This window comes from Pseudomonas pisciculturae, assembly GCF_015461805.1.
In the GTDB taxonomy this organism is placed as follows: domain Bacteria; phylum Pseudomonadota; class Gammaproteobacteria; order Pseudomonadales; family Pseudomonadaceae; genus Aquipseudomonas; species Aquipseudomonas pisciculturae.
Genome location: NZ_JACVZE010000001.1, coordinates 1,187,740 through 1,211,500 on the forward strand (window position 1 = coordinate 1,187,740; position 23,761 = coordinate 1,211,500).

The following is a 23,761-nucleotide window of genomic DNA, read 5'->3' on the forward strand; positions in this document are numbered from 1 at the left end:
TTTACTGCTTGGCGACCTGCTTGGTGATCTTCAGGTAGTCCAGCAGGATCCGGCCCGTCTCGGCCAGGTACGCGTCGTCTTCCGGCTTGGTTTTATCCGCCTCGGTCGGCAGCGCATCTTCGTCTTCTTTTTTCAGCTCTTTGAGTGGGTCTTCGCCCTTGGCTTTGCGGCGGATGTTTTCCAGCACCAGCTGCTGATTTTCGATATCGGCGTGCTGCTTGCGACGGTCCACTTCATTGAGGCTGACGGACTTTTCTTCCATCAGCTTCTTGGCCAGGGCCAGCTTGTCGCGGATGAACACGAACTCGGCATCCTTGGCGGAGCGGGTATCGTGGTCAGCCTTCAACTGCGCCAGGAAAGGCTTGAACGGGTCCGACGCGGGCTTGATCGCAGGGCGGATGGTGTCCCACGGCATGGCTTCCGGCAGGGCGCTTTCGCCGATTTCCTTGGTGTCGATAATCGACGGGAAATCGATGTCCGGCAGTACGCCCTGATGCTGGGTGCTCTGCCCGGAAACCCGGTAGAACTTGGCCAACGTCAGTTTGAGCTCGCCATGGTTCAGCGGCTGGATGGTCTGCACGGTGCCTTTGCCGAAGGTCTGGCCGCCGATGATCAGTGCACGGTGGTAGTCCTGCATGGCGCCGGCGAAAATCTCCGAAGCCGAGGCTGAGAGGCGGTTGACCAGCAACGCCATCGGGCCTTTGTAGAAGGCGCCCGGGTTCTCGTCTTCCAGTACATCCACACGGCCGTCAGCGTTGCGTACCAACACGGTCGGGCCCTTGTCGATAAACAGGCTGGTCAGCTCGGTGGCTTCCTGCAGGGAGCCGCCGCCGTTGTTACGCAGGTCGATGACCACGCCGTCGACTTTTTCTTTCTGCAGTTCTGTCAGGATTTTCTTAACGTCGCGGGTGGTGGACTTGTAGTCCGGGTCGCCCGCACGGAACGCCTTGAAGTCCAGGTAGAAGGCAGGGATCTCAATCACGCCCAGCTTGTAGTCCTTGCCATCCTGCTTGAGGTTGAGGACTTTCTTCTGCACGGCCTGGTCTTCGAGCTTCACCGCTTCACGGGTGATGGACACGATCTTGCTGGTCTGGTCGTTGGGCGCATTGGTGTGCGGAATCACTTCCAGGCGCACCACGCTGCCTTTAGGGCCGCGGATCAGCTTGACCACTTCGTCCAGGCGCCAGCCGACTACATCGACCATCTCTTTGTCGGCCTGGGCCACACCGATGATCTTGTCAGCCGGAGCAACCTGCTTGGTCTTGTCTGCCGGACCTGCTGGCACCAGACGCACAATCTTCACCTGGTCATTGTCGCTTTGCAGGACGGCACCGATGCCTTCCAGGGACAGACTCATATTGATATCGAAGTTTTCCGCGTTATCTGGCGACAGATAATTGGTGTGCGGGTCGTAGGACATCGCGAAGGTGTTGATGTAGGCCTGGAAGATATCTTCGGCACGGGTCTGGTCCAGGCGCGCCAGTTGATTCTTGTAGCGCTTGGTCAACAGCTCTTGAATCGCTTTAGGCTCTTTGCCGGCGATCTTCAAGCGCAGCACTTCGTCCTTGACGCGTTTGCGCCACAGGTCGTCGAGGGCGGCGGTGCTGGTCAGCCAAGGGGCGTCCTTGCGGTCCACCAGAAGCGTTTCTTTTTGGGTGAAGTCGAGCTTGTCGGTGCCCTTGCTCAGCTCGGCCAGGGCGAAGTCCAGACGCGCTTTGACGCGGTCCAGGTAACGCTTGTAAATGGTGAAGCCGGGCTGCAGGTCGCCGCTCTTGAGGAAGTCGTCGAACTGGGTTTTCCACTTGTCGAACTCAGCGATATCGCTGGCCAGGAAGTAGCTGCGCGACGGGTCCAGCAGCTTGAGGTAGCTGTCATAGATGATCACCGAGCGCGCGTCGTCCAGCGGCGGCTTGCTGTAGTGATGACGCTTGAGCAACTCGACGACGTTAAGGCTTGCAATCACCTCATCGCGATCTGGCTGAAGGTTGTCCCAGCTGTTGGCTGCGAACGTATTGGTCGACATCGACGCGAAGCCGAGACCAATGAAAAGAGCGAGGGCGGTGCTGGGGAACAAATGCTTCATGCTGATTCGACGCGGGGGCAATTGATAACGCATATTAGGCCGTCTTTGAGGGAGCCGGTTCCATATGGTCCGGTCGCATAATGCAAAAAGCCCGGCGATACAGCTACGGGCTCAGTCCAGACTCACTATGGAGGCACTGTGAAAGCATTGCAAGGCGTTGACGGTCACGTGGAGTGGTTGGATGAAGCCAGTCCTACATGCGATGTAGGCCAAGTTCGCATTCGTGTGGCGGCAGCGGGGCTTAATCGCGCCGATTTATTACAACGTGCCGGGCTCTATCCACCGCCCCCAGGCGCCAGCGCTGTGCTCGGCCTGGAGTGCTCCGGGGTGATCAGCGAAGTGGGTGCGGGCTCGTCCTGGCAGGTGGGCGACCGCGTCTGTGCACTGCTGGCCGGCGGCGGTATGGCCGAAGAAGTGGTGGTGGATGCGCGGCACGTGCTGCCAGTACCGGAAGGGTTGTCGCTGATCGAAGCGGCAGCATTGCCTGAGGTGTACAGCACGGCGTGGCTCAACCTGTTCCAACTGGCAGGCCTCAAGCCGGGTGAAAAAGTGCTGTTGCATGCCGGCGCGAGTGGCGTGGGGTCTGCGGCGATCCAGTTGTGTAAGGCGTTTGGCAGCCCGTGCTGGGTCAGCGTCGGCTCGGCGGAGCGCCTGGCGTACTGCGAAGAACTGGGCGCCCAGGGCGGCGTGGTACGTACCGACGGCATCGAGGCGCTGCGCGATTTTGGGCCGTTTGATGTGATTCTTGACCCTGTGGGCGGCGACTATGCTGCGCTGGACCTCAAGCTGCTGGCCTTGGATGGGCGTTGGGTATTGATCGGTTTGATGGGCGGCCGGGAGGCAAAACTGGATCTGGCGCAGGTGCTGGGCAAGCGCATTCAATTGCTGGGCTCGACTCTGCGTAGCCGCAGTGATCAGTTCAAGGCTGACCTCTTCAGCGATTTGAGCCAGCATGTGTGGCCATTGTTCGTGGAGGGCCGCTTGAGCCCGCAACTGGCCAAAACCTTTGCGATCAAGGATGCCGAGGCGGCGTTTGCTGAATTGGCGACCAATCAGGTTTCCGGGAAGTTGGTGTTGGTGATTGATGACGCGTTGACCTGATCTCGATTTGAAATGCGGTCACTGTGGGAGGGGGCTTGCTCCCGATGGCGGTGTGTCAGATGAAACATTCTTCACTGTCACACCGCTATCAGGGGCACGCCCCCTCCCACATTTGGATCTAGGTTGAATCAGATCCAGTGGTGGATGGGCCAACCGGCTTCTTCGGCATGCTCACGCAGTACCGGATCCGGGTTCACCACCTGCGGATGATCCACCTTCAGCAGCAACGGTAAATCATTGCGCGAATCCGAATAGAAATACGCCCCCTCCAGCGTCTCACCTTCATGCTCCAACCATTCCAGCAACCGCGTGATCTTGCCTTCGCGATAGGTCAGCACGCCCACGGTATGCCCGCTGTACACGCCGTGGCTGACTTCCAGGTCGATGCCCAACACCTCATCGATACCAATGCGCGCCGCAATCGGTTTGACCAGATGTGTACCCGAAGCGGAAATCACCAGTATCCGGTCGCCATTGGCCCGGTGGCGGGCGATGGTCTTGGTGGCGTCGCTGTAGATCAGCGGTTCGATCACGTCCTCGACCCACGGCTCCACCAAGTGTTCGATCTCCTCCGGCGTGCGGCCGATCATCGGCTCCAGGCTGAAGTCCATGAAGTCTTCCATTAGCAGCTTGCCCTGGCTGTAGGCGTCCATCAGTTCATGGTTCTTGCGCATGAACGACTCCGGGTCGACCCAGCCCAGGCGGCCCATCTGCTCGCTCCACAGCGTGGCGCAGTCGCCGTGGATCAAGGTGTCGTCCAGATCAAAAATTACCAATGCCATCGGTCAGGCTCTCTTGTTAAAACGTTGCGTCAGGCTACTTCACACAGGGCGCTTGGGTCGATGGAAAGTGCCAGGCGTTGCCCGTCCGGGTGCAGGTCATCGGCCGAGCGGTTGAGCACATCCACCACCAGCTCGACGCCGCGCGCTTCGATGCGGTAGCGGATCACGTTGCCCAACAGGCTGTGGCTGCGCACCAACGCATCCAGCTCGCCGTTGCGGCTCAGTTCGATGGCTTCGGGGCGAATGGCGATACGGCCGTTGATGGGCCGTTGCAGCAGTTGGCTGGCCTTGTCGGCGTCCAGCAGGTTGTAGTTGCCGATAAAACCGGCGGCGAATACGTCCACGGGGGCGGTGTAGAGGGTTTCGGCGTCGCCGCTCTGCACGATCTTGCCCTGGTTCATCAGGAAGATGCGGTCAGACATGGTCAGGGCTTCTTCCTGGTCATGGGTCACGAAGATCGTGGTCAGCCCCAACTCACGCTGGATCTGGCGGATCTGCTCTCGCAAGTGCTTGCGAATCCGCGCATCCAGTGCCGACAAAGGCTCATCCAGCAGCAACAGGCGTGGACGAGTCACCAGTGAGCGGGCGAGGGCCACGCGCTGGCATTGGCCCCCGGACATCTGGTGCGGATAACGGCCGGCTAGGTCCTTGAGCTCTACCAGTTGTAGCACTTCCTGCACGCGTTTGTGGCTGTCGTCGGCATTGACCTTTTGCATGCGCAGGCCGAAGGCGACGTTTTGTTCCACGGTCATGTTGGGGAACAGGGCATAGCTCTGGAACACCATGCCGATGTTACGTTTCTGGGGGCTCAGCGGGACGATGTCTTGCCCGTCCAGCAGAATCTTCCCACTGTCCACTGAGGTCAGCCCGGCGATGCAGCGCAGCAGGGTCGACTTGCCGCAACCGGACGGGCCGAGCAGCGTGACGAACTCACCCTTGGCAATCTCGCAGTTGATATCACTGAACACCGGCGTGCCGGCGTAGCCTTTTTGCAGGTGTTGCACGCTGACGAAGCTCATTGGCTTTTGTCCTTGTTCAAGATATTGGCGGCCCAAGTCAGCACCAGCACAAAGAAGAAGTACGAAATCACGACGGCACTGGTGAAGTGGCCGCTGCTGTTGCGCATGTTGTTGAGGTACACCTGTAGGGTTTCGTAGCGGGTACCCACCAGGATATTGGCGAATACAAACTCACCGAACAGGAACGAGAACGACAGCAATAGCGCGACCATCAGGCCTTTGCGCAGGTTCGGCAGCACCACCAGGATCGCCGCCTGCCAGGTACTGGCGCCGAGCAGTTGGGAGGCGTCCATCAGGTCGCGCAGGTTGATGGCTTGCAGGTTGTTGGTAATCGCTCGGTACATGAACGGCAATGCCACGGTGAAGTAGCAGCCGATCAGAATCCACGGCGTGCCCACCATTGCCAACGGCCCGGAGCCGTAAAGTTGCAGCAGCCCCACCGACGACACCACCGGCGGCACTGCAAAGGGCAGCAGGATCAGGATGTTCATCAGCGCATCGAGCCGGGGGAAGTGGTAATGCACCACAAACAGCAGCGGCAGAATCAAGACCACCGACAGGATGAGTGCGCCCACACACACCAGCAACGACTGCCCGAAGGCCATCAGAAAGCGTGGGTCGCTCCACAGCTGCACGTACCATTTCACGGTAAAGCCGGCGGGCAAAATGGTTGCCGACCAACTGCTGGCAATCGAATAGACAAAGGTGCCAATCAGCGGCAACACCAGGATCGCAAACAAGACCCACACCACGATGCGGTGGTAGAGCGCGGCCGGGCCGGCTTCAGCGCGAGACATGGTAGCTCCTCTTGAGCAGCAGTTGATGCACTACGGTGACCACGGTCATCAGTGCCACCAGCACCACGGCCAGGGCGCTGGCCATGTTCGGGTCGAGGGACACATCCCCCGAGACCAGGCCCGCGATACGGATCGGCAGCACGTTGAAGTTGCCGGTAGTCAGCGCGTAGACCGTGGCGTAAGCGCCGAGGGCGTTGGCCACCAGAATCACGAAGGTGCCCAGCAATGCCGGCGTCAGCACTGGCAGGCCGATATGCCGCCAGAACTGCCAGCCATTCGCACCCAGTAATGCTGCCGACTCGCGCCAGTCTTCGCGCAAGGCGTCGAAAGCCGGGTAGAGCAGCAGCACGCCGAGGGGAATCTGGAAGTAGGTGTAAAGGATGATCAGCCCGGTCTTGGAGTAGAGGTTGAAGTCCTCAATGATCCCCGCCTGCTTGAGCATTATGGTGATGCTGCCGTTGAACCCCAGCAAAATGATGAAGGCAAAGGCCAGGGGCACACCGGAAAAGTTGCTGGTCATGTTGGCAAACGCGGTGACGAAATTGCGCAGCGGCGAATCCACCCGGCGCAGTGAGTAGCTGCCCAGCGTGGCGATGATGATGCCGAAGATGCTCGAGTAGAAGCTGATCTCCAAGCTGAACTGGATGGCTTGGAGGTAGAACTTCGAGCTGAAGATACGCGTGAAGTTTTCCAGGCCCCAGCCGGCTTCTTCAGTTTGCAGGCTGTTGATCAACACCCACACCAATGGGGCAATTTCGAACACGATAAAGAACAACGCGAACGGCACCAGGCACAGGAGTGCCAGCCATTTACCACGGGTCATTTCAACAGCTCCCGGCAGATAGGTTTGTCGTGGGGCACGCCCAGCAGTTCGCAGACGGTGCCGCATAAATCGGTCTGTTTGGGCGCGGCTTTTGCGTCAAGGCTGAAGGCATCGCCGAGGACAAACAGGGGCACTTCACGTTCTTCGGGCAGCAGGCCGTTGTGGGAGCGGTCGTTGTTCATGCCATGGTCGGCGGTCACCAACACCTGATAGCCCGCGTTGAGCCAGGCTTGCAGGTAGTCGGCCAGGATGATGTCGGCCGAACGTGCACTGTTGCGGTACTGCGGGGTGTCGAGGCCGTGCTTGTGGCCGGCGTCGTCGATGTTCATCGGGTGCACCACCATAAAGTCCGGGGTGTGCTTGAGGCGCAAGCTTTCAGCATCGGCGAACAGGTGGGAATCGGGGTAGTGGTCATTCCAGTAGAAATGCCCGTGCTGGATCGCCAGCGCCTTGTCGTCGGTATGACGATCCCGTGCGGCGAGAAAGGGCGTGCGGTTATACAACTCGCTGACCCAATGGTAGGCCGCCGCCGCAGTCGTGAGACCGGCGTCGGTAGCGTAATGGAAAATGCTGCGCTGGTTGGACAGGCGCGAGACGTTGTTGTGCACGATGCCGCTCTGGATCGGTGGCACACCGGTGAGGATGCACTCATACAGCGGGCGGGACAGGGCGGGCAGCTCACATTCCAGTTTGTAGAGGGCTGCGCGGCCGGCGCCGACGTAGGCCTGCAAGTGCCCCATGGCGTGCCTCGCAACCTCGAAGTTCAGGCCGTCGAGCACCACAAGGATGACGTTGTGCTTCATGGGGGAGGTTGCTCCGCAACGGATGGACTTGAATCTCTTTATCTGGAGAAACAGGGATCAAGTGTGGGAGGGGGCAAGCCCCCTCCCACATTGGATTTCCAGTGGATTTCCAATGTGGGGAATAGCCTTACTTCATTTCTACGATGACCTGCTCATTCCACAACTGCGGCAGCTTCTTGGAAGTGGCTTCCCAGGCATCGGCATCCTTGATCGGCTGCGGGTTGGCCTTGGTGTACTGCTCGCCAGGGATCAGGTTCTTGGCGATATCGGCCGGCAGTTTCAAGTCGGTTTCAGCACGGATCGGGCGTGCATTGCCCTTGGCCAGGTTGAGTTGGCCGGCATCGCTGAAGATGTATTCGCGGGTCAGCTTGGCGGCGTTCGGGTGCTTGGCGTATTTGTTGATGATGGTGGTGTAGCCGGATTTCACCGAGCCGTCCGACGGGATCAGCACCACGTAGTCATCCGGGTTGGCCATCTTGGCCTTGTAGCTCAGGCCGTTGAAGTCCCAGACGATGCCCACTTCGACTTCGCCTTTTTCCATGGTGGCAATGGTCGGGTTGGACAGCGACAGGCGGCCTTGTTGGGCGATCTTGGTGAAAAATTGCAGGCCTGGTGCGATGTTCTTTTCATCGCCCTTGTTGGCGATGGCTGCGGCCAGTACGGCGTTGGACGCTTGGGCGGCGGTGCTCACGTCACCGACAGACACCTTGTATTTGCCCGATTGCAGGTCAGCCCAACTGGTCGGTACTTCGGAGCCGTGCAGCAGCTTTTTGTTGACGATAAACGCAATGGTGCCGGTGTAGGCCAAGGCCCAGTGACCGTCTTTGTCTTTCGCCCAGTCCGGCACCTGGGCCCAGGTGGAGGGTTTATAAGGCTGGGTCACTTCCTGCTTCACCGCGATCGGGCCAAACGCCGCCCCGACGTCGCCGATATCCGCACTGGCGTTGTCTTTTTCCGCCTTGAACTTGGCGATTTCCTGGGCCGAGCTCATGTCGGTGTCGATGTGCTTGAGGCCATAGGTCTTGGCAAGGTCTTCCCAGGTGCCTTTCCAGTTGGCCCAGTCATCGGGCATGCCGACACTGTTCACGGCGCCTTCTGCTTTCGCAGCGGCTTCCAACGTTTTTAGATCGGTATCAGCGGCCATGGCGGCGGTGCACATGGCAATGGTCGAGCCTAACAGTGATGCCAGGAAAAGCTGTTTCATCCGAAGCTCCTATGGGCGTGTTCAACGCTGCGTTTTAAATCGACGTTTGCGGTGGTGTTGGTCTAGGTCAGCAATACCTGAGCCAATCTAGGCTCAGCGGATGACAGTTTCGTGTCGATGTCGTTTTTATATCGCTGATGTCGTAAGACGCTGAGTGAGCGTAGACCATGCTCAAGTGCCCGCATTGATTGGACTTGGCCGATGTATTGCAGGGTGTGCTGCGGGGGGTCGACACGGGGTGTCATCTGTCGGTCATCTGCAATGCCTAGGCTGGCACGTAGCCGCAGACGCCCAGATAAGGCGCGGTTTGTGCACCCGAACAGTGCTGGTCTAGTCCAGATAGGTAACGTTGATGCGTGATGAGGCAATCAAGGCGGTAACCTCCATCGGTCTGGCGCTGCAAGAGCAGATCGACCACGGGCTGTTGCCGCCCGCGAGCAAGTTGCCCGCTGAGCGCAAGCTCAGCGAGTTGTTTGGTACCACTCGCATTACCGTGCGCGAAGCCTTGTTACAGCTGGAGGCTCAGGGGCAGATTTACCGTGAGGAGCGTCGCGGCTGGTTTGTCTCGCCGCCGCGGTTGGCCTACAACCTGATGCAGCGTAGTCACTTTCACGCGATGGTCAGCGATCAGGGCCGGGTGGCCTCCACCGAAGTGATCTCGGCGCGGCTGCAACCGGCGTCGGCGGCGGTGTGTGCGTGGTTGCAGTTGCCGGCGTTGTCCAGCGTGATCCAGATCTGCCGGGGCCGACGCATTGATGGTCGGCTGGTGTTGTATGTGGAGCACTACCTGAACCCGCAGTACTTTGCGGGGATTCTGGAGTGCGATTTGAACCAGTCGATGACCGAGTTGTATGCACGCAAGTACGACTTGCACTACGGGCGGGTGCGCTTTGAAATCGTGCCGACGTCACTGCCGGTGGAGGCTGCCGCGGCGTTGCGCGTGTCGGTAGGTAGCCCGGGCTTGCGCATCGCCCGGGTCAACTATGACCAGCATCAGCGTTTGATCGATTGCGACCTGGAGTTCTGGCGGCATGATGCCATCCATGTAGGCGTGGATGTCATGGGCTCAGGGTCTTGAGCACCTGATCCACATTGGTCTCCAACTCCGTCACCGGCTCTGCGCTATCAACGTTCAACACCAGCAATTGTGACCCGCCTGCGGTCACCGCCGCCTTCACAGCTTCACTCGGCTGGCGATGGTGAAGCACAACGGCGACATCGTTGTCTTTCAACTCAGCACTCAGTTTCTGCAAATCCTCGGCGGTCCAATCGGCATCAGGCCGGGCATCGGTGCTGACGACCTCCAGGTTCAAACTGCTGACCAGATAAGCGAAATGATCGCTCAAACTGACCACCGTAAGGTTGTCCGCCTTGGCCAGTCGCGCTTCGCTGTCGGCGGTGAGTTTGAGCAAGCGTTGCTTGAGGGCGGCGAGGTTGGCGTCGATCTTCGGTTTGGCGCTGGGTGCCAGGCGGCTCAGGTCAGCGGCGAGCACATCGGCCATGCGGCCCATGTTGTTGCTCGATTGCCACGGCTGGCTGTTCAAACCATCGGTGACGCCCGGCTGTATGGCGATGCCAGGCAAACCGCCGTCCACCGGGCGCGCGGCATCCACTTCGACAATGCGGATATTGCTGCGGCGTGCCACCGGGTAGAGCGGGTCGTCCGCCCACAGGGAACGCAGGCCGATGGCTGCGTCGGCTTCCACTGCCAATTTGCCGAGCGCCGGTGCGCCACGGCCGGTGAAGTAGGACACTTGGCGTGAGCCAGGCAGGTTGGCCGGTGCAGCACGTTCAAGTTGCACATCGGTGCCTTTGAGCAACACCTCGGCCAAGCCATGGGTGATCGGCAGCGAGGCCAGCACTTTTACCGGCTTCTTGGCGTTGGTCAGGGCAGCATGGCCCAGACCGTGATTGGCTTTGAAGTCCTTCGTGTCGAAGCCGTCGACAGCCGCCAGCGCGGGGGTGGTGATCAAGCAAGCGATGGCCAAGGCCAGTGGGCGAAAAACGGGGCGCATCATCCAATATTCCCTTTGAGGCTGGGCACAATGCCGCGTGCGATGGCAGCGAAGGCGAAGGCGATACCGGCCATCAGAATGATCGCGGCACCGGATGGGATAGGCAGGTCGAAGATGATCGGCAGCAGAATGCCGCACAGGGTGCTCACCGTGGCGATTACCACCGACACCCAGAAGAAGCCCTTGAGCGACTGGCTCAACAGGCGCGCAGCAGCGGCCGGGATCACCAGCAACGCACCCACCAGGATCGCGCCGATCACCTTGACCGCCGCCACCGTGATCAGCGTCACCAGGATCACGAACAGGTAATCCAAAGTCTTCACCGCCACGCCGCGCACTGCGGCCAGCTGTGGGTTAAAGCTGGCGAGCATGATGCGGTTGTATAGCGGGAGCGCCAGGGCCATCACCAGCGAGCCGACAATTGCCAGCACCAGCAGGTCATTGCCGTTGACCGTCAGTACCGACCCGAACAGCACGTTTTCGAGGATGTGTACGTTGATCTTGCCCGCCAGGATCAGCAGCAGGCTCGCACCCAGTGCCAGGGACACCGAGAGGAACACGCCGATCAAAGTGTCCGGCGCCAGGCCGGTACGGTTGCGCAGGTAATTGAGCAGGATGCCAAACAACAGGCAGTAGCCGAACAGCGCGCCGTATGGGCCGGTGTAGGGTTCGCCCAACAGAATGCCCACGGCCACGCCGGTGAGCGCCGCATGCCCGACCGCTTCCGAGAAAAACGCAAAGCGCTTGACCACCACCAGCGTACCCAAACCGCCCAACACCGGGCCGATCAACAGGCCGGCAAGCAGGGCGTTGACCACAAAACCATAGGCCAGCGCTTCCGGCAGATACCCGGAAGAGGCCCAGCCCTGGACCATCAAGCGAAAGGCTTCATAACTCATTGCGCCGGGCTCCGAGGGTGGGTGGAGAACAGGGTCAGCAAGCGGTCCGGCGTCAGCGCTTCTTTCGGCGTTGCGTCGAACAGCACGTGGCGGTTCAGACCGGTGACGCGATCGGCCAGGCGGCCCACGGCTTCCAGGTCGTGTTCGATCCACAAGACGGTGATGCCGGCGAGGCGCCAGTCATTGAGCAGGCGCTCGAACACCTGGATGCCGGCTTCATCGAGGGCTGACATCGGCTCATCCAGCACCAGCAAGTGCGGTGCCGGAATCAAGCCTTGGGCGAGTAGCACGCGCTGACGCTCACCGCCAGACAGCGCACCCATGCGCCGCTTGCGTTTGTCCTGCATGCCTACACGCTCAAGCGCATCACCGATGGCGCCAGCGTAATGCTTGGACAGGCCAAGAAACGCCGGTCGCCGCTGGCACATGGCGGCCATGAAGTCATCGACGGTCATCGGCAGGCCCCGGTCGAACTCCAACGCCTGAGGTACATAACCGATGGTGCCTACCGCGTTCGGCCATTGCAGGCGCAATTGCCCCTGGTGCGGTGTTTGCCCCAACAACGTTTTGATCAGCGAGCTCTTGCCGCCGCCATTGGGGCCGACCAGCGCGTGGATGCTGCCGGGCTCAACCTGGAAACTTACACCGTCGAGGATCACTGTGCGGCCCAGGGTCAGGGACACGTTATCGAACTCAATCGTCGGGCCAATGCTGGCCACTTTCAGTTGCTGCGCCGCTGTCATGCCCCCGACTCCTGGATCGCCCGGACCACGGTGTTGAGGTTGCCGGTCATTTCCACTTCGTACTTCTCAGGGCTGTATTCGCCGTAGGAAATATGCGACAGCGGGTACAGCTTGACCCCGGATTCACGCTGGATGGTCTCGACGTAGGTGGATGGGAAATCCATCTCCGAGAAGATCACCTTCACGTCCAGGGCGCGCAGTTCGTCGATGGTCTTTTTCAACTGGCTCGGGCTGGGCTCGATACCGTGGGCTGGTTCGACCACGGCGGTGACTTCCAGGCCAAACTCGCGCAGCAGGTAGTCATAGGCCGCGTGAACGGTGGCCACGCGTAAGTCCGGGTTGGGCGCGCTGGTCAGCTTGGCCAGGGCATCGGCACGCATCTGGCGCAGGCGTTTGCCATAGGCGCGCGCGTTCTGGGTGTAGGTCTTGGCGTTGTCCGGGTCGAGCTTGCCCAGCTCGCGGGCGATATTGTTGACCTGGGCAATCGAGGCGCTGATCGACAGGAAGGTGTGCGGGTTGACCACCTTGCCCGCACCGCGCGCGGCATTGCCGGTAGCAGCCAGCAGCGGCACGTTGGCGTTGGCTTCGATCACCGGGATGTCCGGGCGCTCACTGGTGGCGATCATGCGGTCGGCGAAATCATCGTGGCCGACGCCGTTGAGCACGATCACATCCAGGCTGCCGATGCGCTTGATGTCGTCGGCACGCGGCTCATAGGCGTGGGGGTTGAAGCCGGCAGGAATTAGCGGCACGACTTCGGCCTTGTCGCCGACGATATTGCTCACGTAGCTGTAGTACGGGTGCAGGGTGATGCCAATACGCAGGCGCTTGGCCGCCTCAGCGTTCGCCAGTGGGGCGAGCATCAGGCTGAACAAACCGACCAGCAACAGGCGCAACAGGGGAGATGATTTAGACATAGGCAATCGGTCTTCTCGTTCAGTGGCGGTGCTGGCGGGTCACGCCGGCATCGAATTGCGCAACCACCTGCTGCCAGCCCGCTGCGATCAGCGCCTGGTCAGAGAGGTCGGAAGGGGCGGCCAGGTTGGCGCTGCGGTTGAGCCAGATATCCGGCTCGGCCCCGTGCACGCGCATCAGCAGCGAGCCGCTGGTGCTGGGCACCTGGCTCAAGCCCAGGTAGGTCGAAGGCTCCAACACCTGCCAGCGGTGATCGCCACGGCTGACCGAGCTGGCATCTTGGGCGAACGGTGCAAAACCTTCTTCGGCCAGTTGGGCCGGGGTGGGCAGGGTGCTTTGTTCCTGCTGCAACAACTGGATTTCATCCAGGGTCACCCGCAGGTCGGCGTAGATGCCTTGCTCGGCAGCATTCAGGTCGCGGCGTGCGTCCAGTTGGTGGCCGGGTACGGCGGCCACCTCCTGGGTTTCACCGTGCAACGCGATCACCGAGCCCGCCACCGCCAGGATGATCAGGCACAACAGCAAGACGTAGAGGGTTTCGTGACCGGCACCGGCGGGGCGTACAACCTGTGTGGTACTCATTGCGGCTGGATGTCCGCTTGGTCGATTTCCACCACGTGGCCGGGGCCCGCATCAAACAGTACGTAGAATTCGGCGGACGGTTTCTTGAAGGTCAGGGTCGAGTCCTGGCCCAGCTTGCCGGGCACCAGGATGGTTTCGTCGTAGCCGATCACATCCAGGGTCACGCCGGGAGCACCACTGCCGTCGGAGAAGCCGCCAGTGCACTGGATCTGCTCGCCGGCGATTTCCTTGCATTCGCACATCGGGTTGTGGGCCAGGGCGACGGTACTGAAACCGGCGCCTATCAACAATACGGCGCAAGCGCGCATCAACGTCATGGTTTAACTCCTTGCTTGTTCAGCCAGGCAATAGTGGCAGGCGAGGCCTGGCTCAGCGGGATGGAACCTTGGTGCATCGTGCCGTCCCAGCCTTCCATGGTGACCCACACTTGGGCGTCGGCTGGCGTATTGGTCGGCACTGGCAATGCAGCGCCCATTCGGTACGGTGTGCCGAAGAAGATCACCCCGGCAGCCCGCAGGCTTCGCGGTTTGCCGATGCGCAGGTAAGTGGCCTTGACCTGGTCGCCACAGGTGTCGCACAGGGCTGCGTTGAAGAATTTCATCGGGCCAGCCGGGTCGGGGGTCGGGCCTTCATTGCGAAACTCGGCGAGGGTCAGGCTCCATGGCCCCACCTGTACTTCACCCGCTACTCGCTCGCCAATGCCTGTATCGCCGCGAAACAGCGCGGCATCGGCAAAGTACTTGGGCATAAAGCCCAAAGGCACCAGCAGGAGCAGGATATTGATGTGGAAGCGCCATTTGAGCCAAAAGGCCCGCAGTGGCGAAGGCGGTACAGCGGCAGCGACCTTGCTCATCGGTTGCCCTCCGTGGTTTCAGCCTGCATGGCTGGGATAGGGGCGGGTTGGCGTTGCGCCTTGTTGGTACGCTTGAGTGCGTTGAGGCTGGCCAGGGCGGTGCGCTTGGTCCAGATCAGCAGGCCGCTCAATACCATCATGCTCAGCACCAGGCCGAAGAATGCCCAGATCAGCTTGATCCAGATGCCGCCGAAGTCGCCGGTGTGCAGCGGGCGCATGGATTCTGTGACGAACTCCAGGGTGGAGCGGTCGGACAGCATGTGCGAGACGGCGATTTCACCGTCATACGGGTTCAGTTGGGCGGTTTGGAACATCAGCGGGTACCAGCCCCGGCCACCAATGGTCACATGGCTGTAGGCATTGAGGGGCAGGAACACAAAGCTGGCCTCCAGCCCTGGAATGCGCTGTGTGGCGATTTCAATCGCTTGATCCAACCCAATCATCGGCGCGGGTACGCCAGGTGCTGACAGGGGGACTTTTTCCCGAGCAACCACCGGCACCACGGGCTCGCTGGAAATCGAAATCTGGTTATCCCCCAGAATCGCCTGGATCAGGAACCAGGTGCCGGTGATGGAAATGACGGCGATAAACCAGATCGACCAGATACCGCTCAGACGGTGGAAGTCACCCCAGAAGATGCGTGCACCGTGGCGGATGCGAAGGGTCGGCTTGAGAAAGCCCTTCCAGAAACGCTTGTACACCACAAGCCCTGTGACCAGCGATGCCAGCATCGGTAAACCCAGCAGTGAGACCAGGTACCAACCCCAACTGTAGCCATTGGTAAATGGCACCAGCCACCAGCCGTGCAGGGCGCGGGTGAACTGCTGGAAGTCAAACGAGGGGCTGATGCCCTGGATGGCGCCGGTGTAAGGGTTGGCGTAAGCCGCCACAGCGCGCCCGTCGGGGTAGGTAAGGCGTACCGTCAGCGCGAAGTGTGACTCGTCAGGGCGAATGATCGCGCGCACGAGCACCTTGGGGTCTTCGCGTTTGATGGCGGCGATTACCTGCTCGAAGCTCAGCAGTTCGGCGTCGTCCGAGGGTTTGCTTGCACGGATATCCGGGTTGGCCAGCCAGACGATTTCCTGGCTCACCACCGCCAGGGTGCCGGTAAAACAGACGATCAGTACAAAGAACCAGATGGGCAATGCCAACCAGCTGTGTACGAGAAACCAGAGTTTTGAGCGTGACTTCTTCGACATGTGAATGGGAGTCTTGATCGGAGGGGGGCAGTAGGGGCCCGGAAAAGGCCGGTCGTAGCTTTTGCTGACGCGACGGGCTGTATCTAAGTTAAGACGGATGAGAATGAGAAATCCCTAAGCTACAAATGAAAGAAAATGTTTCAGCGGCCTGTCATCAAACACGAAACATGTTCCCAGCTATCACCCGGGCGCCATTGATGGGGCTTCGGGGCTGCGTAGGATGGGCTCATACCGTTGAGCGAGCCCCTCAAAAATGACTGCCAGAACCCTCTACGACAAACACATCGATTCCCACACGGTGTGCCCCCTGGATGATCAGGGCCATGTCCTTCTTTATATAGACCGCCAGGTCATCAACGAATACACCAGCCCCCAGGCGTTTAGCGGCCTGCGTGAGGCCGGCCGTGGTGTATGGCGCCCAGGCACGGCGCTGGCGGTGGTGGACCATGTAAACCCCACCACCCCCAAGCGTACTGCCGCGATGCCCGATGCCGGCGGGGCGCGGCAGGTGTCATACCTGGCGGAGAACTGCCGGGACTTCGGCATCGAACTGCTGGACATTCTCGACAAGCGCCAAGGCATCGAACACGTGATCGCCCCGGAGCAGGGGTTTATCCTGCCGGGCATGGTGATCGCCGCTGGCGACAGTCACACCACCACCTATGGTGCCTTGGGGGCCTTCGGTTTTGGCATCGGCACCTCGGAAATCGAACACCTGCTGGCGTCCCAGACCCTGGTGTATAAACGCCTGAAAACCCTGCGCGTGACGGTCGATGGCGCGTTGGCCCCAGGCCTGACCTCCAAGGATGTAATCATGGCGCTGATCGGTAAGATCGGCGCCTCTGGTGCCACCGGGTATGCCATCGAGTTCTGCGGTTCTACCGTCGATGCGTTGAGCGTCGAGGCGCGCATGACCATCTGCAACATGGCGGTGGAAGCCGGCGCGCGGGGAGCCTTCATGGCGCCGGATGAAAAAGTCTTCGCCTACCTCAAAGGCAAACCCCGTGCCCCGAAGGGCGAGCTCTGGGAGCAGGCGCTGGTGGGCTGGCGCCAATTGCATTCGGATGCCGACGCATTGTTCGACCGGGAAGTGCACCTCGACGCCACTACCCTGGAGCCTATGGTCACCTGGGGCACCAGCCCCGACCAGGCCGCACCTATCGGCGCCCGCGTGCCTAACCCGCAGGAGGTTAGCGACCTGATCCTGCGTCAGGACATACAACGCGCCCTCCATTACATGGGCCTGGAAGCCGGCATGCCACTGAGCGATATCGTCATCAGCCACGCGTTTATTGGCTCCTGCACCAATGCCCGCATCGAAGACCTGCGTGACGCTGCCAGTGTGGTGCGTGGCAAGCATGTTGCCGATCACGTGCGGGCGATGATCGTGCCGGGCTCCACCGAAGTGCGTGACCAGGCCGAAGCCGAAGGGCTGGCGGCGATCTTTATCGACGCAGGCTTCGAATGGCGCCAATCAGGCTGCTCGATGTGCCTGGCCATGAACGACGATGTGCTGGCCCCCGGCGACCGCTGCGCGTCGAGCACCAACCGCAACTTCGAAGGCCGCCAGGGCGCCGGCGCACGGACTCACCTCATGAGCCCGGCAATGGTTGCTGCTGCTGCCATCAGCGGCCGGCTGACTGATATCCGCCATTTTGGAGACCGCCCATGAGCCTGCAACCCTTTACCCAGGTCACCGGCAAGGCCGCGCCGATGCTGGCGGCAAACATCGACACCGACGTGATCATGCCCAAGCAGTTTCTCAAGGGCATCGACCGCAGCGGCCTGGACCGTGGGTTGTTTTTCGACCTGCGTTTCTTGCCGTCCGGCGAACCCAACCCCGGCTTCGTGCTGAACCAACCGGCCTGGCAGGGCGCAAGTTTTATGGTGGTGGGGGCGAATTTTGGCTGTGGCTCCAGCCGTGAGCACGCCGTGTGGGGGTTGAAGCAGATGGGCATTCGGGCGCTGATCGGCAGCAGCTTTGCCGGGATCTTCTACGACAACTGCCAGCGTAATGGGGTGTTGTTGATCAGCTTGGAGGAGGCGGTGGTGAAGCGGTTGGGACACACGGTGAGCGTGGCCGAGCAGGCGCAGATCAGTGTGGACCTGCAAGCACAGGAAATTCGCTTGGCCAATGGCGAGTTGATCCCCTTCCAGATCGATACCCTGCGCAAGACGGCACTGTTGCTGGGGCTGGATGCGATTGGCAGCACCTTGCAGCGCAGTGAGCAGATCAAGGCCTTCGAGCGTCAGCATCTAAAAACCAACCCTTGGCTAAGCTGACACACCGCAGAATCAATTGTGGGAGGGGGCTTGCCCCCGATGGCAGTGGACCGGTGAAAAATTTAGCCACTGACCCGCCGCTATCGGGGGCAAGCCCCCTCCCACATTTTGATTGGGTTCTCAAGGCTAGGGCGCTGGCTAGATTGAGAGCCCCTTGAAATGCTCCTGCAAAAACTCCACACACGCCCGCAGCTTCCCGGAGTGCGCCAACCGTGTCGGGTACACGGCCCACACATTGGCGCTCTGGGTGTAGTCATGCAGCACCTGCACCAGCGTGCCCTGCTCCAGCAACGGTTTCACATCCCACATCGAGCGCAGCAATACGCCGCGCCCATCCAATGCCCACTGCAACACGATCTCGCCATTGTTCGACGACAGCGGCCCGCGTACGCGCACGTTTTCTGCGCTGCCTTCGCGCTCCAGATCCCAGATGCCAAACCCGTTGTCGCGCTCCTTGATCACCAGGCAGTCGTGTTGCGAGAGGTCGCTCAGTTGCTGTGGCGTGCCGCGCCGCTCCAGGTAAGCGGGGGCGGCGCACAATACTCGGCGATTGCTCACCAGTTGTCGGCCAATGTGTTGGCCGGGGATATCATCGCCAACGCGAATTTCCAGGTCGAACCCTTCGCTGACGATATCCACCACGCGGTCGAACAGGTCCAGTCGGATTTCCAGGTCCGGGTACTGCTGCGCCAGCAACGACAGGGCCGGGGCCACGTGGTTGCGCCCGAAGCCGAAGCTGCTGCACAGATGCAAGTGGCCGCGCGGGCTATCGTGGGCATCGGATAGCTCGTCGCTGAGTTGCTGGAAGTCTTCGAGGATGCGCACGGCCCAACGCTGCACCCGTTCACCGTCTTCGGTGAGGGCGACGCGTCGGCTGGTGCGGTGCAGCAGTCGGGTGGCCAGGGTGGTTTCGAGGATCTGGATACGCTTGCTGACATACGCCGGCGACAGCCCCAGCTCATCGGCGGCCGCAGCGAAGCCGGCCTTGCGGATCACAGTCAGGAACACCCGCAGGTCTTCGGGCAGGGGCACGGTATCTTTCTTGTTGTTCATCACAGACAGGGCTGGCGGCATGAGCCGCCAGAATAGCACTCAGCACAGGAAGTTCAGGGCTTCGTCCAGCAATAACTCGGGGGCTTCTTCGGCGATGTAATGGCCAGCCGGCAGGGCCTTGCCCCGCACGTCGGTGGCGACTTTCTGCCACTCCTTGAGCGGCTCGAAACAGCGGCCGACGGTGCCTTCGGCGCCCCACATCACCAGCAACGGCAAGTTGAGGTGGTTGCCGGCGTCGATATCCGCCTGGTCGTGTTCAAGGTCGATGCCGGCGGCGGCGCGGTAGTCTTCGCAGATACCGGTGGCGGTGCCGGGGAGTTTCAGGCAGCGCAGGTATTCGGCAAACGCTTCGTCGGTGAACGGCTTGAGCCCGGCGCTGCGGCTGCCCATCACACTGCGCAGGTACAGCTCGGGGTTGCCCTCGATCAAGGCTTCCGGCAACGGCGCCGGGCGGATCAGGAAAAACCAGTGCCAATAGGCGCGGGCAAAAGCTTCGTCGGTTTGCGCATACATCGACAGAGTGGGGGCGATATCCAGCAGCACCATGCGTTGCAAGGCGGTTGGGTGATCCAGGGCCAGGCGATGGGCCACGCGGGCACCGCGGTCGTGGGCCAGCACCGAGAAGGTATCGAAGCCCAGAGCGCTCATCAGCTCTACGTTATCGCGGGCCATTTCCCGTTTGGAATAGTGCGTGTGATGGTCACTGGCCGGTGGCTTGCTGCTGTCACCGTAACCGCGCAGGTCGGCGGCAACCACGGTGAAGTGCTCGGCCAACTGTTCGGCGACCTTGTGCCAGATCACGTGGGTTTGCGGGTGCCCGTGCAGCAGAAGCAGGCCGGGCCCCGCGCCACCTTTGCGGTAGCTGATGCTGACGCCATTGACGTGGCATTGGTGCTTTTTGAAACCGGCGAACATGGAATGATTCCTTGTGATGGTTGCTTGCATCCTGGAATCACACGATCGCCGGGGCAAGGGGGAAAGTGTGGAGGGGGTGTTCATGAAGTGTGTTGTAGGTGGCCGGCTTGATATGGCCATTGAGTCGATGAAAATCCAATGTGGGAGCGGGCTTGCTCGCGAAAGCGGAGTGTCAGCCTGCACATGTGTGACTGATATACCGCTTTCGCGAGCAAGCCCGCTCCCACATTTGAATAGGTGTAGTCCTTGGAACTCAGCCCTGCTTGAACATATCTTCGGCACGCTGGCGAATCTGCGCCTCAGTCAAATCTTCCTTATGGGTCGCCAGAAACCATACGTGCCCGAACGGGTCTTTCAGCGTACCCGAACGGTCGCCGTAGAACTGGTCCTTGGGTTCTGAGATCACGGTACCCCCTGCGGTAATGGCCTGTTTGTACTGCGCGTCCACATCGCTCACATAAAGATGGATGCCGACACTGGTGTGGCCGTCACGTGGGCTGCCGAACGCGCTTTCATCGCAAGGTGAGCCGAGCATGATCGGCGAGTCGCCGATGCGCAGTTCAGCGTGGCCGACCTTGCCGTCGGGCATATCCAGGCGCATGACCTGGACGGCGTTGAAGGCTTGCTTGTAGAACTCGATGGCCTCGGCGGCTTTATCGACGCCCAGGTACGGCGTGATGCTGTGGAAGCCCTCGGGGATGGGGTTGACGCTCATTTCGTTCTCCTTGGCGGATGGTTTTGAGGGATGGAGTTTTTACTATAGGTCACGTATCGCGTGGCTTACGGCCAACCGACGAGGTGTCCGCCAGGCAACAGTGAACGTGCAGTTTGCTGCGCCACAACCGGACTTTTCCTGCGTTTAACGGCCAAACAGCGGGCTTCAGGGCTCGGCACAGAAGCTGCAATACCCAAGACAAACCATTCGCCCGAGAGCGTTGTATGTCTGTACTGCCTGTATCTGCCCATTTCCCGATCCACACCCCTCGCGCCGAATTGATCCGCGACGAATCCCAGGCCATTGCCGTTGCGCACCGCGTGGCTGCGCTATTGCTGGAGCAAGACGCCGAACGTGACCGCACGCGCCAGGTGCCCGCCGAGGTGGTGGACCTGTATTCCAACAGTGGCCTGTGGGGCATCAGCGTGCCGCGTGAGTTTGGTGGGGCGCAGGTGTCCTACGCGGTACTGGCCCAAGTGATTGCGATTATCTCGGCGGCCGATCCGTCCTTGGGGCAGATCCCACAGAATCACTACTGCCTGCTGGAAGATATCCGCCTGCAAGGTACGCCCGAGCAGCGGGCGCATTTCTTCGGCCTGGCGTTGCAGGGCCATCGTTTTGCCAATGCGCTGTCGGAAACCGGTGGCAAGCACGTGCAAGACATACAGGCCACTGTCCGTCGCGAAGGTGATGGCTATGTGATCAACGGTCGCAAGGGGTATTGCACGGGGTCGCTGTATGCACACTGGCTAGCGGTCTTGGCGTTGGATGAACAACAGAACGCCCAGCTTGCCTTTGTACCGCGTGGCACCGAAGGGCTGGTGGTGGTCGACGATTGGGACAGCATGGGCCAGCGCACAACGTCTAGTGGCACAGTGATCGCGCAGGACTTGCGGGTGCCTGCGTTCAATCTGTTTCCTACCCACAAATCCTACGATTCGCCGACCTTGGCTGGCCCTTTCGCACAACTGACTACCGCCGCCATCGACGCCGGCATCGCTCGCGCCGCGCTGCGTGACACCGTGCAGTTTGTGCAGCAATTCGCGCGACCGTGGATCGACGCTGGCGTGGAAACAGCCAGTGAAGACCCGCTGACCATTATTCAGGTCGGCGCCCTGGATATCCGCCTGGAAGCCGCCGAAGCATTGCTGGAACGTGCCGGTTTTGCCCTCGATGCCGCACGCCCGTCGCCCGATGAAGACAACATCGCCCATGCCTCCCTCGCCGTGGCCCGTGCCAAGGTGCTCACCACCGAAATCGCCATCGAAGCCAGCAACAAACTGTTCGAACTCGGCGGCACCCGGTCGACCTTGAAAAAGCACAACTTCGACCGTCACTGGCGTAACGCACGGGTTCACACCCTGCACGACCCGGTGCGCTGGAAGTATCACGTGGTCGGCAACTGGTTGCTCAACGGCGTCAAGCCACCGCGCCACGATTGGTCGTGATCGATGGCTGAATTATTCAAGAACATCTACTGGGCCGACATCGGCCAAGCCTGTCTGGAAACCCTGAGCATGCTCGCCGCGGCCCTGGGTTTTACGGTGCTGCTGGGGTTGCCTCTGGGGGTGCTGCTGTTTTTGACCGGCAAGCGCCAACTGCACGAGGCGCTGGTGGTGTATCGGCTGCTGTCGGTGGTGGTGAACGTGCTGCGCTCGCTGCCGTTCATCATCCTGCTGATTGTGTTGATCCCGTTGACCACCTTGCTGGTGGGCACTTCTCTTGGCGTGCCGGGCACTATCCCGCCGCTGGTGGTGGGGTGCACGCCGTTCTTTGCGCGGCTGGTGGAAACCGCACTGCGTGAAGTGGATCGCGGAGTGGTCGAGGCCACCCAATCGATGGGCGCCAGCACCTGGCAGGTGATCCGCCATACGCTGCTGCCGGAAGCCAGGGGCGGGCTGCTGGCGGCGGTGACCGTGACCGCCATTGTGCTGGTGGACTACACGGCCATGGCCGGGGTGATCGGTGGCGGGGGCCTGGGAGACCTGGCGATTCGCTACGGCTACCAGCGGTTCCAGACCGATGTGATGGTGGTGACCGTGGTGCTGCTGTTGGTGCTGGTGCAGGCCTTGCAGATGACCGGTGACCGTTTGGTGGCGCGTTACAGCCGCCGTTGATTCCTATAACAACTGCCTTCGGAGCATGTATGAAAAAGTCCCTGGCCATCTTGGCTGCTGTCCTGTCGTTCAATGCCATCGCCAATGAAAAGTTGGTGGTGGGTGCCACACCCGTGCCTCACGCTGAAATCCTCGAGTTCGTCAAACCGGTACTGGCCAAGGAAGGGGTGGACTTGCAGATCAAAGTCTTCACTGACTTTATCCAGCCCAACCAGCAACTGGCGCTGAAGAATATCGACGCCAACTACTACCAGTACCGGCCATTCCTGGATGACTACAACAAGACCCGCCACACCGACCTGGTGCCGGTGGTGGGTGTGCATATCGAGCCGTTCGGCGCCTACTCGACGCGCATCAAGAACCTCTCGGAGTTGAAGGACGGTGCCACCGTGTCGATCCCCAACGACCCGGTCAATACCGGCCGTGCCCTGGTGCTGCTGGATGAAGCCGGGCTGATCAAGCTCAAAGACCCGAGCAACACCCTCAGCACCCCACGGGATATCGCGGACAACCCCAAACACCTGAAAATCCGCGAACTTGAAGGCGCCTTGCTGGCGCGCTCGGTCAGCCAAGTGGATTTGGCGTTTGTGTTTGCCAACTACGCGCTGGAAGCGGGGATTGATACCAACAGCGCGTTGATTGTGGAGAAGGGCACGTCGCTGTACGTCGAGTACCTGGTGGCACGGCCGGACAACATCAACGACCCGCGTATCCAGAAGCTGGCCAAGGCGTTGAATTCGGACGAAGTTCGCCAGTTCATTCTGACGCGCTACAAGGGCCAGATTGCTCCCGGTTTCTAAGAGCGACAAAGTTCAAATGTGGGACCCGACAAGCCAGCTCCCACATTGATCGGGTTCTCA

Annotated in this window: 25 protein-coding genes; 7 read left to right on the plus strand and 18 right to left on the minus strand. The window is 60.7% G+C overall.

The features are described from left to right. Position 1: 1 nt before the first annotated feature. Entirely contained in the window at positions 2-2,083 is a 2,082-nt protein-coding gene (locus ICY20_RS05465) for a carboxy terminal-processing peptidase (protein WP_194937072.1), read from the minus strand. Positions 2,084-2,221: 138 nt separating this feature from the next. Here ICY20_RS05465 and ICY20_RS05470 point away from each other — a divergent pair, with 138 nt between their 5' ends. Further along, positions 2,222-3,184 (plus strand): zinc-binding dehydrogenase, encoded by a 963-nt coding sequence (locus ICY20_RS05470; RefSeq protein WP_159963211.1) that lies wholly within the window; start codon positions 2,222-2,224, stop codon positions 3,182-3,184. Positions 3,185-3,312: 128 nt separating this feature from the next. Here ICY20_RS05470 and ICY20_RS05475 read toward each other — a convergent pair whose 3' ends face one another. From ICY20_RS05475 to ICY20_RS05500, 6 genes are all read right to left on the minus strand, one after another. Continuing rightward, positions 3,313-3,966 carry an HAD family hydrolase gene (locus tag ICY20_RS05475; RefSeq protein WP_194937073.1) on the minus strand — a complete coding sequence of 218 codons (654 nt, stop codon included), beginning with the start codon at positions 3,964-3,966 and terminating at the stop codon, positions 3,313-3,315. 29 nt (positions 3,967-3,995) lie between these two features. Further along, positions 3,996-4,985, minus strand: a complete 990-nt coding sequence (locus ICY20_RS05480; RefSeq protein WP_159963213.1) for an ABC transporter ATP-binding protein — start codon at positions 4,983-4,985, stop codon at positions 3,996-3,998. Further along, positions 4,982-5,782, minus strand: a complete 801-nt coding sequence (locus ICY20_RS05485; RefSeq protein ID WP_159963214.1) for an ABC transporter permease — start codon at positions 5,780-5,782, stop codon at positions 4,982-4,984. The genes ICY20_RS05480 and ICY20_RS05485 overlap by 4 nt, the downstream gene beginning before the upstream one ends. Further along, the gene (locus tag ICY20_RS05490) at positions 5,769-6,605 is read right to left on the minus strand and encodes an ABC transporter permease (RefSeq protein ID WP_122489180.1); all 837 of its coding nucleotides are present in this window, start codon (positions 6,603-6,605) and stop codon (positions 5,769-5,771) included. Before ICY20_RS05490 ends, ICY20_RS05485 begins: the two co-directional genes overlap by 14 nt. Beyond that, positions 6,602-7,408, minus strand: coding sequence for an alkaline phosphatase family protein (locus ICY20_RS05495; protein ID WP_194937074.1), 807 nt, complete (start codon positions 7,406-7,408; stop codon positions 6,602-6,604). The genes ICY20_RS05490 and ICY20_RS05495 overlap by 4 nt, the downstream gene beginning before the upstream one ends. Positions 7,409-7,535: 127 nt before the next feature. Then, complete coding sequence (locus tag ICY20_RS05500) at positions 7,536-8,612, minus strand: ABC transporter substrate-binding protein (protein WP_122489178.1); 1,077 nt, start codon at positions 8,610-8,612, stop codon at positions 7,536-7,538. Positions 8,613-8,964: 352 nt separating this feature from the next. Here ICY20_RS05500 and ICY20_RS05505 point away from each other — a divergent pair, with 352 nt between their 5' ends. Further along, on the plus strand, positions 8,965-9,690 hold the full coding sequence (locus ICY20_RS05505; RefSeq protein ID WP_159963176.1) for a UTRA domain-containing protein: 726 nt from the start codon (positions 8,965-8,967) through the stop codon (positions 9,688-9,690). Here the strand turns inward: ICY20_RS05505 and ICY20_RS05510 are convergent. The 8 genes from ICY20_RS05510 to ICY20_RS05545 are packed head-to-tail and all read right to left on the minus strand — an operon-like array spanning position 9,671 to position 15,818. After that, the gene (locus ICY20_RS05510; RefSeq protein ID WP_159963177.1) at positions 9,671-10,627 is read right to left on the minus strand and encodes a metal ABC transporter substrate-binding protein; all 957 of its coding nucleotides are present in this window, start codon (positions 10,625-10,627) and stop codon (positions 9,671-9,673) included. The genes ICY20_RS05505 and ICY20_RS05510 overlap by 20 nt on opposite strands. Then, positions 10,627-11,526, minus strand: coding sequence for a metal ABC transporter permease (locus ICY20_RS05515; RefSeq protein ID WP_135287966.1), 900 nt, complete (start codon positions 11,524-11,526; stop codon positions 10,627-10,629). Before ICY20_RS05515 ends, ICY20_RS05510 begins: the two co-directional genes overlap by 1 nt. After that, positions 11,523-12,269 (minus strand): metal ABC transporter ATP-binding protein, encoded by a 747-nt coding sequence (locus ICY20_RS05520; RefSeq protein WP_159963175.1) that lies wholly within the window; start codon positions 12,267-12,269, stop codon positions 11,523-11,525. Before ICY20_RS05520 ends, ICY20_RS05515 begins: the two co-directional genes overlap by 4 nt. Further along, entirely contained in the window at positions 12,266-13,186 is a 921-nt protein-coding gene (locus tag ICY20_RS05525) for a metal ABC transporter substrate-binding protein (RefSeq protein WP_194937075.1), read from the minus strand. The genes ICY20_RS05520 and ICY20_RS05525 overlap by 4 nt, the downstream gene beginning before the upstream one ends. 19 nt (positions 13,187-13,205) lie before the next feature. Further along, complete coding sequence (locus ICY20_RS05530) at positions 13,206-13,766, minus strand: DUF6162 family protein (RefSeq protein WP_159963173.1); 561 nt, start codon at positions 13,764-13,766, stop codon at positions 13,206-13,208. After that, positions 13,763-14,083: a hypothetical protein gene (locus ICY20_RS05535; protein ID WP_194937076.1), complete on the minus strand. Its 321-nt coding sequence runs from the start codon at positions 14,081-14,083 to the stop codon at positions 13,763-13,765. The genes ICY20_RS05530 and ICY20_RS05535 overlap by 4 nt, the downstream gene beginning before the upstream one ends. Beyond that, positions 14,080-14,619, minus strand: coding sequence for a thiamine pyrophosphate-binding protein (locus ICY20_RS05540; RefSeq protein WP_159963171.1), 540 nt, complete (start codon positions 14,617-14,619; stop codon positions 14,080-14,082). The genes ICY20_RS05535 and ICY20_RS05540 overlap by 4 nt, the downstream gene beginning before the upstream one ends. Next, positions 14,616-15,818 carry a PepSY-associated TM helix domain-containing protein gene (locus tag ICY20_RS05545; protein WP_159963170.1) on the minus strand — a complete coding sequence of 401 codons (1,203 nt, stop codon included), beginning with the start codon at positions 15,816-15,818 and terminating at the stop codon, positions 14,616-14,618. The genes ICY20_RS05540 and ICY20_RS05545 overlap by 4 nt, the downstream gene beginning before the upstream one ends. A gap of 253 nt (positions 15,819-16,071) precedes the next feature. On the opposite strand from ICY20_RS05545, the gene leuC reads away from it, so the two are divergent. Continuing rightward, positions 16,072-17,490 (plus strand): 3-isopropylmalate dehydratase large subunit, encoded by a 1,419-nt coding sequence (gene leuC, locus ICY20_RS05550; RefSeq protein WP_159963169.1) that lies wholly within the window; start codon positions 16,072-16,074, stop codon positions 17,488-17,490. Further along, the gene (leuD, locus tag ICY20_RS05555) at positions 17,487-18,101 is read left to right on the plus strand and encodes a 3-isopropylmalate dehydratase small subunit (protein ID WP_159963168.1); all 615 of its coding nucleotides are present in this window, start codon (positions 17,487-17,489) and stop codon (positions 18,099-18,101) included. The genes leuC and leuD overlap by 4 nt, the downstream gene beginning before the upstream one ends. Positions 18,102-18,239: 138 nt before the next feature. Here the strand turns inward: leuD and ICY20_RS05560 are convergent, their stop codons facing one another. The 3 genes from ICY20_RS05560 to ICY20_RS05570 form a co-directional block, all read right to left on the minus strand. Then, positions 18,240-19,154, minus strand: coding sequence for a LysR substrate-binding domain-containing protein (locus tag ICY20_RS05560; protein WP_194937103.1), 915 nt, complete (start codon positions 19,152-19,154; stop codon positions 18,240-18,242). Between the two features lie 39 nt (positions 19,155-19,193). Continuing rightward, positions 19,194-20,069 carry an alpha/beta fold hydrolase gene (locus tag ICY20_RS05565; RefSeq protein ID WP_194937077.1) on the minus strand — a complete coding sequence of 292 codons (876 nt, stop codon included), beginning with the start codon at positions 20,067-20,069 and terminating at the stop codon, positions 19,194-19,196. 253 nt (positions 20,070-20,322) lie between these two features. Then, on the minus strand, positions 20,323-20,784 hold the full coding sequence (locus ICY20_RS05570) for a VOC family protein (RefSeq protein ID WP_159963165.1): 462 nt from the start codon (positions 20,782-20,784) through the stop codon (positions 20,323-20,325). 224 nt (positions 20,785-21,008) lie between these two features. On the opposite strand from ICY20_RS05570, the gene ICY20_RS05575 reads away from it, so the two are divergent. Genes ICY20_RS05575 through ICY20_RS05585 form a run of 3 tightly spaced genes read left to right on the plus strand, consistent with a single transcriptional unit; the run spans position 21,009 to position 23,701 of the window. Then, complete coding sequence (locus tag ICY20_RS05575) at positions 21,009-22,232, plus strand: SfnB family sulfur acquisition oxidoreductase (protein WP_194937078.1); 1,224 nt, start codon at positions 21,009-21,011, stop codon at positions 22,230-22,232. A gap of 3 nt (positions 22,233-22,235) precedes the next feature. Then, complete coding sequence (locus tag ICY20_RS05580) at positions 22,236-22,901, plus strand: methionine ABC transporter permease (protein ID WP_016980232.1); 666 nt, start codon at positions 22,236-22,238, stop codon at positions 22,899-22,901. A gap of 29 nt (positions 22,902-22,930) precedes the next feature. Then, positions 22,931-23,701 carry a MetQ/NlpA family ABC transporter substrate-binding protein gene (locus tag ICY20_RS05585; protein ID WP_194937079.1) on the plus strand — a complete coding sequence of 257 codons (771 nt, stop codon included), beginning with the start codon at positions 22,931-22,933 and terminating at the stop codon, positions 23,699-23,701. Positions 23,702-23,761 lie beyond the last annotated feature (60 nt).

Excerpts from the sequence above, each read along its gene's own strand:
- ICY20_RS05480 (WP_159963213.1), bottom strand. The coding sequence starts at position 4,985 with ATGAGCTTCGTCAGCGTGCAACACCTGCAAAAAGGCTACGCCGGCACG.
- ICY20_RS05570 (WP_159963165.1), bottom strand. The coding sequence starts at position 20,784 with ATGAGCGTCAACCCCATCCCCGAGGGCTTCCACAGCATCACGCCGTAC.
- ICY20_RS05565 (WP_194937077.1), bottom strand. The coding sequence starts at position 20,069 with ATGTTCGCCGGTTTCAAAAAGCACCAATGCCACGTCAATGGCGTCAGC.
- ICY20_RS05465 (WP_194937072.1), bottom strand. The coding sequence starts at position 2,083 with ATGAAGCATTTGTTCCCCAGCACCGCCCTCGCTCTTTTCATTGGTCTC.
- ICY20_RS05585 (WP_194937079.1), top strand. The coding sequence starts at position 22,931 with ATGAAAAAGTCCCTGGCCATCTTGGCTGCTGTCCTGTCGTTCAATGCC.
- ICY20_RS05515 (WP_135287966.1), bottom strand. The coding sequence starts at position 11,526 with ATGAGTTATGAAGCCTTTCGCTTGATGGTCCAGGGCTGGGCCTCTTCC.
- ICY20_RS05545 (WP_159963170.1), bottom strand. The coding sequence starts at position 15,818 with ATGTCGAAGAAGTCACGCTCAAAACTCTGGTTTCTCGTACACAGCTGG.
- ICY20_RS05530 (WP_159963173.1), bottom strand. The coding sequence starts at position 13,766 with ATGAGTACCACACAGGTTGTACGCCCCGCCGGTGCCGGTCACGAAACC.
- ICY20_RS05500 (WP_122489178.1), bottom strand. The coding sequence starts at position 8,612 with ATGAAACAGCTTTTCCTGGCATCACTGTTAGGCTCGACCATTGCCATG.
- leuC (WP_159963169.1), top strand. The coding sequence starts at position 16,072 with ATGACTGCCAGAACCCTCTACGACAAACACATCGATTCCCACACGGTG.
- ICY20_RS05490 (WP_122489180.1), bottom strand. The coding sequence starts at position 6,605 with ATGACCCGTGGTAAATGGCTGGCACTCCTGTGCCTGGTGCCGTTCGCG.
- ICY20_RS05495 (WP_194937074.1), bottom strand. The coding sequence starts at position 7,408 with ATGAAGCACAACGTCATCCTTGTGGTGCTCGACGGCCTGAACTTCGAG.
- ICY20_RS05560 (WP_194937103.1), bottom strand. The coding sequence starts at position 19,154 with ATGAACAACAAGAAAGATACCGTGCCCCTGCCCGAAGACCTGCGGGTG.
- ICY20_RS05540 (WP_159963171.1), bottom strand. The coding sequence starts at position 14,619 with ATGAGCAAGGTCGCTGCCGCTGTACCGCCTTCGCCACTGCGGGCCTTT.
- ICY20_RS05475 (WP_194937073.1), bottom strand. The coding sequence starts at position 3,966 with ATGGCATTGGTAATTTTTGATCTGGACGACACCTTGATCCACGGCGAC.
- leuD (WP_159963168.1), top strand. The coding sequence starts at position 17,487 with ATGAGCCTGCAACCCTTTACCCAGGTCACCGGCAAGGCCGCGCCGATG.
- ICY20_RS05510 (WP_159963177.1), bottom strand. The coding sequence starts at position 10,627 with ATGCGCCCCGTTTTTCGCCCACTGGCCTTGGCCATCGCTTGCTTGATC.
- ICY20_RS05505 (WP_159963176.1), top strand. The coding sequence starts at position 8,965 with ATGCGTGATGAGGCAATCAAGGCGGTAACCTCCATCGGTCTGGCGCTG.
- ICY20_RS05580 (WP_016980232.1), top strand. The coding sequence starts at position 22,236 with ATGGCTGAATTATTCAAGAACATCTACTGGGCCGACATCGGCCAAGCC.
- ICY20_RS05525 (WP_194937075.1), bottom strand. The coding sequence starts at position 13,186 with ATGTCTAAATCATCTCCCCTGTTGCGCCTGTTGCTGGTCGGTTTGTTC.
- ICY20_RS05520 (WP_159963175.1), bottom strand. The coding sequence starts at position 12,269 with ATGACAGCGGCGCAGCAACTGAAAGTGGCCAGCATTGGCCCGACGATT.
- ICY20_RS05535 (WP_194937076.1), bottom strand. The coding sequence starts at position 14,083 with ATGACGTTGATGCGCGCTTGCGCCGTATTGTTGATAGGCGCCGGTTTC.
- ICY20_RS05485 (WP_159963214.1), bottom strand. The coding sequence starts at position 5,782 with ATGTCTCGCGCTGAAGCCGGCCCGGCCGCGCTCTACCACCGCATCGTG.
- ICY20_RS05575 (WP_194937078.1), top strand. The coding sequence starts at position 21,009 with ATGTCTGTACTGCCTGTATCTGCCCATTTCCCGATCCACACCCCTCGC.